The 8464-nt window shown below is 72.3% G+C and carries 6 protein-coding genes and 3 pseudogenes; 7 read left to right on the top strand and 2 right to left on the bottom strand.

Annotation, left to right across the window (positions count from 1 at the left end):
• Window positions 1-138 precede the first annotated feature (138 nt).
• The 3 genes from CNO22_RS23330 to CNO22_RS23320 are packed head-to-tail and all read left to right on the top strand — an operon-like array spanning window position 139 to window position 4183.
• Window positions 139-1644 (top strand): aldehyde dehydrogenase family protein, encoded by a 1506-nt coding sequence (locus tag CNO22_RS23330; protein WP_198588556.1) that lies wholly within the window; start codon window positions 139-141, stop codon window positions 1642-1644.
• A 45-nt stretch (window positions 1645-1689) separates the two neighbouring features.
• On the top strand, window positions 1690-2394 hold the full coding sequence (locus tag CNO22_RS23325; protein WP_100501660.1) for a GntR family transcriptional regulator: 705 nt from the start codon (window positions 1690-1692) through the stop codon (window positions 2392-2394).
• A 46-nt stretch (window positions 2395-2440) separates the two neighbouring features.
• A complete protein-coding gene (locus CNO22_RS23320; RefSeq protein ID WP_157937085.1) occupies window positions 2441-4183 on the top strand; it encodes an aconitase X in 1743 nt (580 codons plus the stop codon).
• 17 nt (window positions 4184-4200) lie between these two features.
• On the opposite strand, the gene purU is transcribed toward CNO22_RS23320, so the two are convergent.
• Window positions 4201-5049, bottom strand: coding sequence for a formyltetrahydrofolate deformylase (purU, locus tag CNO22_RS23315; RefSeq protein ID WP_100501658.1), 849 nt, complete (start codon window positions 5047-5049; stop codon window positions 4201-4203).
• A 10-nt stretch (window positions 5050-5059) separates the two neighbouring features.
• Entirely contained in the window at window positions 5060-5488 is a 429-nt protein-coding gene (locus tag CNO22_RS23310; protein WP_269799625.1) for an L-serine ammonia-lyase, iron-sulfur-dependent, subunit alpha, read from the bottom strand.
• On the opposite strand from CNO22_RS23310, the pseudogene CNO22_RS23305 reads away from it, so the two are divergent.
• From CNO22_RS23305 to CNO22_RS28580, 4 genes and pseudogenes are all read left to right on the top strand, one after another.
• Window positions 5489-5731: pseudogene (locus CNO22_RS23305) on the top strand (transposase); the annotation flags it as partial.
• Between the two features lie 323 nt (window positions 5732-6054).
• Window positions 6055-7473, top strand: a complete 1419-nt coding sequence (locus CNO22_RS23300; protein WP_232807288.1) for an NF041680 family putative transposase — start codon at window positions 6055-6057, stop codon at window positions 7471-7473.
• Window positions 7474-7552: 79 nt separating this feature from the next.
• Window positions 7553-8208, top strand: a pseudogene (locus CNO22_RS23295) (IS5 family transposase); the annotation flags it as partial.
• A pseudogene (locus CNO22_RS28580) lies at window positions 8204-8464 on the top strand (hypothetical protein); the annotation flags it as partial. The pseudogenes CNO22_RS23295 and CNO22_RS28580, both read left to right, overlap by 5 nt.

Below are 8464 nucleotides of genomic sequence, written 5' to 3'. Positions count from 1 at the left end.
AACGGAAACTCGAGTAACGGAGGCGCCGGCAGCGTCAACTTGTTATAAGGGACAGGTCCGGGAGCCGGCAACCGTCGGCTGACGCCGCCGGTTCGACCCGGCCGCCGTGCCGTCCCCCACCATTCGAGGAGTGCCGCCATGTCCCTCACCGCCCCCCGTACCGACGTCGTCCGGCGCGCCGAAGGAGCCCGCGTCTTCGACTCGGCCGTGCTGCCGCCCGCCGGGCACTTCGTCGACGGTGCCTTCCGCGACGCCCCGGACGCCGACCGGCTCGACGTCGTCGACCCCACCTCCGAGGAGGTGATCACTCGGGTCGCGCAAGGTACCGCGGCCGACGTCGACGTCGCCGTTGCCGCCGCGCAACGCGCCCGGGCTCCGTGGGCTCGCCTGACGCCCAAGGAGCGGTCGGAGCTCCTGCACGCCGTGGCCGACCGCATCGCGCAGCACCGCGACGTCCTGGTCATGCTCGAGTCGGCCAACACGGGCAAGCCGGTCTCGGTGGCCCGCGACGACGTCGACGGCACCATCGACACCTTCCGCTTCATGGCCGGCGCGCTGCGCGCGACCACGTCGCTGGCCGCCGGGGACTACGCCAAGGACCACCTGTCGGTGATCCTGCGCGAGCCACTCGGCGTGGTGGGCGTCGTCACCCCGTGGAACTACCCGCTGCTGATGGCGGCCTGGAAGCTCGCGCCGATCCTCGCGGCTGGCAACACCGTCGTGATCAAGCCGTCCGAGCAGACGCCGCTGACCACGCTGAAGTTCGCCGAACTGGTCGCCGACCTGCTGCCCGCCGGCGTGCTGAACGTCGTGACCGGCCTCGGCCCCGTGGTCGGGGAGGCCCTGGCGGCCCATCCCGACATCGACATGATCGCGCTCACCGGATCGGTCGGCAGCGGCCGCGCGGTGGCGCGCGCCGCCGCGGAGAGCCTCAAGCGGGTTCACCTGGAGCTGGGCGGCAAGGCGCCGGTGGTGGTCTTCGAGGACGCCGACCTCGACCTGGCCGCGACGTCGCTGCGGGCAGCCAGCTTCTACAACAGTGGGCAGGAGTGCGGCGCCGCCTGCCGCGTGCTCGTGCACGAATCGGTCGCCGACGCGTTCGTCGAACGGCTGGTGGCGCAGGTGCGTGAGCTGGTCGTCGGCGAACCGGCCGCGGGCGAGGACGTCGAGGTGGGTCCGCTGGTGTCCCGGGCGCACTACGACCGCGTGCTCGGCCACCTCGAGCAGGCGGTCGTCGAGGGGGCGCGCGTGGCCGTGGGCGGCGGCGCGGCCGAGGGAACGGGCTTCTTCGTCGAGCCGACCGTGCTGGTCGACGTGCCCGCCACCGCGGCGTGCACCGTGGAGGAGATCTTCGGCCCCGTGGTGACCGTGGAGACCTTCGCCGACGAGGACGAGGCCGTCGAGCGGGCCAACGGCGTCCGGCTCGGCCTGTCCGCCTCGGTCTGGACGAACGACGCCCGCCGTAGTCACGCCGTGGCCGCACGCCTGGACGCCGGCACGGTCTGGGTGAACTCCCACCTGGTGCTGGCCAACGAGGTGCCATGGGGCGGGTTCAAGGGCTCGGGGTACGGCCGCGACCTGTCGATATACGCGCTCGACGACTACTCCCGCACCAAGCACGTGATGCACAACCACGGCCGCTGACCGGCGCATGGCCGCTGACCGTCACTGCACGACTATCGTCTGCACGTGAACCTCACCGAGCCCCTGCAGCCGACGCTCCTGACCGACCAGGTGTACGACGTGCTGCGCGAGGCGATCATCAACGGCGAGCTGCCGGCCGGGTCGCGGTTGCGGATCCGGGACGTCGCCGCGCAGGTCGGCACCAGCGTGATGCCGGTGCGCGAGGCGATCCGCCGGCTCGAGGAGGGCGGCTTCGCCCAGCGCGAACCGCACAAGGGCGCCGTGGTGAAGGGGCTCACGCTTGAAGAGCTGGTGCACGTCTACGCCGTCCGCAGGATCCTGGAGCGTGAGGCGGCCCGGCTGGGCAGCGAGCGGATCACGCCACAGGAATGCGACCGCATGGAGGCCGAGTACGAGCTCATCAAGTCCGCTCTCGCCGAGGAGCGGGCCGAGGACCACCTGCGGCACGACGAGGCGCTGCTCACCATCCTCTACGAGGCGAGTGGCAACCCCGTCCTGGTGAGCAGCATCCGCAACCTGTGGCTGCAGTGCCGCGCGTACAAGATGGTGGGCATCAAGGCCACCCTCGAGTCCGAGAAGTCCAACGAGTGGCTCTGGCGCTACCAGCGCGACCTCGTCCAGGCCGCCCGGTCGCACGACCCGGACGCTGCGGCCGCCGCGTCCGACGCCTCGCTCGACGTCGCCGCCGAGGACATCCGGCAGCGCCTGGCCGCCAAGATTAGCGGCTCCACGTCGACGTCCGTCCCGTAGACCATGCCCTTGCGGCGGCGGGTCAACGGCTGGTTCGGTGTGATCTGTGATCAGACTTGAGGCGGCACAGGTGCTCGTCGCCGGGGTGGCCGACGCGCAGGTCACCGCGACCCGAGAGATGCTGAGTCTCTGGGGTGGCGTCGACCCGGCCACCGGCACCGTGATCGACTCCCGGCATCCGCTGTGCGGCCGGTCGATCACCAACACCGTCCTGGTGCTGCCCCGCGGCAAGGGGTCGAGCACGGGCAGCTACGTGCTGCTGGACGCGCTCGCCGCCGGCACCGGGCCGGCCGGCATCGTCCTCAACCGGGTCGACGAGATCATCGCCCTCGGCGCGGTCGTCCGCGAGGAGTTCACCGGCACGACGATCCCGGTGGTCGTCCTGGACGACGTCCAGTTCGAGCAGGCGCTCACCGCGCGCCGGGCCGAGATCCGCCGGGACGGGACCGTGCTCCTCCACGGAGCCGAGCCAGCCGCCACCGGGGCCGCCGCCACGGTTGGGCGGCCGGATCCCGCCGGCCGGCCCCACGACGTCGCCCTGACCGACCGGGACCGCGCGATGCTCGCCGGCGACCACGGCCCCGCAGCCCAGGTGGCCATGCACGTGCTCCTGCGGATGGCGTCGATCCAGCAGGCGACCCAGCTCATCGACGTCAGTCGTGTGCACGTCGGGGGGAGCTTCTACACGGGGCAGGGCAGCCTGCACGCCGTCGAGCGGATGGTCGAGCTGGGGGCGACCGTGCGCGTGCCGACGACTGTAAACGCCATCTCCATCGACCGCTCCCGCGGTGCCGACCGGGCACTCGACCCCGAGTTCGCGCGGAACGCCGACCGGCTCGCGACGGCCCTGCAGGAGATGGGCGCACAGCCCACCTTCTCGTGCACGCCGTACGTCTTCCCCGACGGCCCTGCCTTCGGTGAGGACATCCTCTGGGCCGAGTCGAACGCGATCGCATACGCCAACAGCGTGATCGGCGCCCGGACCAACCGTCACGGCGACTTCCTGGACGTGTGCGCCGCCATCACCGGGCGGGTGCCGCGCTCGGGCCTGCACCTGCCGGCAAACCGGACCGGCGAGCTCCTCGTGCGGATCCCCGAGGTCGAGGATCCCGACGAGTCCTTCTTCACGACCCTCGGTTACCTCGTGGGCAAGCACGCCGGCACCCAGATCCCCGTGGTCCAGGGCATCTCCTGGACCCCGTCGACGGAGGACCTGAAGGCGTTCTGCTCGACGGTAGCGACGTCGGGTCCCGTGGGCCTGTTCCACATGGTCGGGGTGACTCCGGAGGCGCCGACGGTCGAGGCCGCGCTCGGCGGCCGCCCGCCAGGGCGGGTGCTGGACGTGACGCGGGAGGCGCTCCGCGAGGTTTGGCACGGCCTGTCGAGCGGGCGAGGGGGCGCGCTGCAGCTGGTGCTCCTCGGGAGCCCGCACGCCACGCTCGGGGACCTGGCCCGGCTCGCCGACCTGACGCGGGGACGTCGGAGGCATCCGGGGGTCGACGTCCTCGTGACCACCAGCCGCTTCGCGCATGAGCAGGCCCGCGCCGCGGGGTTCCTGAGGGTGCTCGAGGACTTCGGCGTGCGGATCCTCGCCGACACCTGCCTGTGCATGCGCACCGAGCGGTCCCTGCCCCCTGGGACCGAGGAGGTGATGACCGACTCCGGCAAGTTTGCCCACTACGGGCCGGGGCTGATCCGGCGAGGCGTCTGGTTCGGCTCGACCAGGGACTGCGTGGAGTCAGCCGTCACCGGCCGGGCGGTGCTCCGGGAGCCGGAGTGGCTCCGCTGAGACCGGAGCTGCACCGGTCAGCGGAAGACGACGGTGCTGGAGCCGTTGAGCAGCACCCGCCGCTCGCTGTGCCACCGGACGGCGCGCGACAGCGCGAGCGCCTCGGCGTCCTGGCCGACGGTGGCCAGGGCGCGGGGGTCGTAGGTGTGGTCGATGCGGATGACCTCCTGCTCGATGATCGGCCCCTCGTCCAGGTCGGGGGTGACGTAGTGGGCGGTCGCGCCGACGAGCTTGACGCCGCGGTCGAAGGCCTGGTGGTAGGGCTTGGCACCCTTGAAGCCCGGCAGGAACGAGTGGTGGATGTTGATCGCCCGCCCGTGCAGCGCGGCGCACGTCTCGTCGGAGAGCACCTGCATGTACCGGGCCAGGACGACCAGGTCGGCCCGGTGCTCGTCGGCCAGCTCGAGCAGCCGCGCCTCGGCCTCCCGCTTGGTCGCCGGCGTCACGGGCACGTGGTGGAAGGGCAGCCCGGCCGCCTCGGCCATCGGGCGCAGGTCCTCGTGGTTGGACACCACCGCGACGAGCTCGGCGCCGAGGCTGCCGGCGCGCCAGCGGAAGATCAGGTCGTTGAGGCAGTGACCGAGCTTCGACACCATGACGAGCACGCGCTGCGGCTGCTCGCCGGTGACCTGAAAGCTCGTGCCGAAATCCTCGGCCACCGCACGGAAGTCCGCCGAGAGGCGTTCGGTGTCGGTGTCCTGGGCGCAGACGAAGGCGGTGCGCAGGAACAGCTGGCCGCGGAGGGCGTCGTCGAACTGCTGGTGCTCGACGATGTCGCAGCCGTGCTCGAACAGGAACGCGGTGACCGCGTGCACGATGCCCGGCCGCTCCTGGCAGCTGAGCGTGAGGGTGAACGGGTGGGACACGGGTGCCTCCTCAGCACTCGACGATGTTGAGCGCCAGCCCGCCACGGGCGGTCTCCTTGTACTTGTCCTTCATGTCCGCGCCGGTCTCACGCATCGTCTTGATCGCCTTGTCCAGCGGGACGTGGTGCCGGCCGTCCCCGCGGACGGCCATGCGGGCCGCGGTGATGGCCTTGACCGAGCCGACGGCGTTGCGCTCGATGCAGGGGATCTGCACCAGCCCGCCGACCGGGTCGCAGGTGAGGCCGAGGTTGTGCTCGATGCCGATCTCGGCGGCGTTCTCCACCTGCTCCGGGTTCCCCCCGATCACCTCGGCAAGACCGGCGGCCGCCATGGAGCAGGCCGAGCCGACCTCGCCCTGGCAGCCGACCTCCGCACCGGAGATGGAGGCGTTCTCCTTGAACAGCAGCCCGATGGCGGCGGCGGTCAGCAGGAACCGCACCACGCCGCCTGGCTGGTGCTCGCGGCGATCGCGTTCAACCTCACCCGCGCCGCCGGCGCGCTGGCCTCGGCGTTCCACGCCAAGGCCACCACCGCCACCATCCGCACCCAGCTGGTCAACGTGCCGACGCGAATCGCCCGCTCCGCCCGCCGACTGCGGCTACACCTGCCCCGGGACTGGCCATGGGAGACCGCCTGGACCCAGCTGTTCGACGCCACCTGCGGGCCACCCGCAGCGGCCTGAATGACCACCGCCCCACCGGGCCCGACCGGAGACCGAGAGTGGAAGAGCCGGACAGACCGGCGGCTCCGTCACGCCTGCAACAGCCCACCAAGATCAGGAAGTGGCCGGCAGGCCCCGACCAAGATCGACGGTGGATCGAGGTTAAGTGGAGAGCCCTAAGCTTGTCGTTTAACCCCTCGGCCAGTGGGATGGCAGGGCTGTGATTCTGGGGCTGGCATGGGGGCGGCCACCGCGTGATCCTTCGGAGTGACGAGCTTCGAAGATCGGCGGTGGCCGTCGTGGACAGTTTCCACCCGGGCGACGGGGTTGAGAAGAGCCTGGCTGTGGAGGCGTCCGATCGGCTGCGGGGGTTCCGCGGCGAGCTGTACGGCTGCCTGGGCCGGCGGGCCGATGAGCTGTTCGAGCTGACCGACGCCCTGCTGTGTGCCGACGGGCCGGTGCACACCCTGGTCGGGTTGTGCCTGGCCCCGGAGCACCGCCGCGGGCACGGCGCGCTCTACGACGCGGTCAACGTCGGCCGGGTGGACGCCGAGCGGCTGGGCCGGGCGCTGGCGCAGCTGCCGCTGACGCGGATGTTCGGCGGGCGGATCGTGCTGGCCGTGGACGCCACCGCCTGGCTGCGCCCGGACGCCGAGACCTGCCCCGAGCGGGGGTTCTGCCACGTCTACGGCCGCACCCGCGAGTCCGACCAGTTCCTGCCGGGCTGGCCGTATCAGCTGGTGGCCGCGCTGGAGAGCGGACCGACCAGCTGGACCGCGCTGCTGGACGCCCGCCGGCTGCACCCGGCCGAGGACGCCACCGCGGTCACCGCCGAGCAGCTGCGCGCGGTGGTGGATCGGCTGCGCGCGGCGGGGCACTGGTCGCCCGGGGATCCGCCGATGCTGGTGGTGCTCGATGCCGGCTACGACGTGTGCCGGCTGGCCTACCTGCTCGCCGACCTGCCGCTGCAGCTGATCGGGCGGATCCGCGCCGACCGGGTCCTGCTCACCGCCCTCGCTCCGCTCCGCCCCGACCGGCCGCGGCCGACCGGCCGGCCCCGCCGGCACGGCGCGGCGATGACACTGGCCGACCCGGCCAGCTGGCCGCAGCCGAGCACCCGGTCGGCCCGCCAGACAGATCGCTACGGGCGCGCGGAGGCCCTCTCCTGGGATCGAATGCATCCGCGGCTGACCCACCGCGGTGCCTGGGCCGCCCACCCCGGCCGGCTGCCGATCGTGGAGGGCACCCTCCTCCGCTTGCAGGTCGAGCACCTGCCCGGGGCTCGGGCGGCCAAACCGATCTGGTTGTGGACCTCAGCCCTCGATGCCGACGCTGACGCGGTCGTCCGCTGCTGGCAGGCTTACCTACGCCGCTTCGACCTGGAGCACACCATCCGCTTCGCCAAGCAGGTCCTGGGCTGGACCCGACCGAAGCTGCGCGCACCGGCCGCGGCCGACCGGTGGACCTGGCTGATCATCGCCGCGCACACCCAGCTGCGGCTGGCCCGCCCGCTGGCACACGATCTGCGCCGGCCCTGGGAACGACCGCTGCCGACCGAGCGGCTGACCCCGGCGAGGGTCCGCCGCGGATTTCGCTACCTGCACGCGAAGACCCCCTCGCCGGCCCGTGCACCGAAACCCACCCATCCCGGGCCCGGACGCCCACCCGGGGTCACCAACCGGCGCCGCGCTCCCCGCTACGACGTCGGCAAGAACCCCACTCGAGCTGCAGCCACCAGCAGCGAGCAGGCCGTCAAGGGTTAAACGACAAGCTCAGAAGACGTTGCAGAAGTAGGTCTTCGGGCTCTGTCCGGTTTCGGCGCTCGGGCGCAGGGTTCGCCGCATGTCGTCGCCGGCGTCTTCCCCGCCGTCGCGGCTGGTCAGTGACGAACTCTGGGCGCTGGCCGAGCCGCTGATCCCACCGCGCCGCCCCGCCATCCACGGGCGGACGGGGCGGCCACGGACCTCCGACCGGGACGTGCTCGAAGGGATCGCATTCGTGCTCTCCACCGGCATCGGCTGGACCAAGCTGTCCACCGAGCTGGGCTACGGGTCGGGCTGGACCTGCTGGCGCCGGATGCGCGAATGGGCCGAGGCCGGCGTCTTCGATCAGCTCCACCAGGCCGTCCTCGACCGCCTGGGCGAGGACGGCCGACTGGACTGGTCACGGGCCAGCCTGGACTCGGTCAGCGTCCGGGCGAAAAGGGGGGTGCACTGACCGGCCCCAACCCCACCGACCGCGGCAAGGCCGGCAGCAAGTACCACCTGCTCGTCGACGCCCACGGGCTACCGCTCAACGTGCTGGTCTCGGCCGCGAACCGGCACGACAGCATCTTCGTCGAACCGATCCTCGACGGCATGCCCGCGATCAAGCGCGGCGGCCGCGGCCATCCCCGCCGACGACCGCTCAAGCTGCACGGCGACAAGGGCTACGACAACCCGCGGGTCCGCCGCTACCTGCGCCGCCGCGGCATCACCGCCCGCATCGCTCGGATTGGAGGACCTGGGCGCCTGGCTGGTCTTCGAAGACGAGTCCGGCCAGGGGCTGAGGCCGCCGCAAGGCCGCACCTGGGGCCGGCGCGGGCACACGCCGGTGGTGCGGGTGACCGCGGCCAACAGCCCGCGGCTGTCGCTGGCCGCGCTGCTGGCCACCAAACCCGGGCACCGGCCGCGGCTGATCTACCGCACCCATCCCGGCCGCCGGCGCCGCCCCGGCGGACGCAAGGGATTGACCGAGGCCGACTACGCCCGCCTG

Source organism: Geodermatophilus chilensis (assembly GCF_002802985.1).
Taxonomy (GTDB): Bacteria; Actinomycetota; Actinomycetes; order Mycobacteriales; family Geodermatophilaceae; genus Geodermatophilus; species Geodermatophilus chilensis.
This window is presented reverse-complemented; position numbering and strand designations above follow the sequence as displayed.

What these genes read in the sequence shown, in the direction of transcription:
- CNO22_RS23330 (WP_198588556.1), top strand. Translation starts at nt 139, where the DNA reads ATGTCCCTCACCGCCCCCCGTACCGACGTCGTCCGGCGCGCCGAAGGA.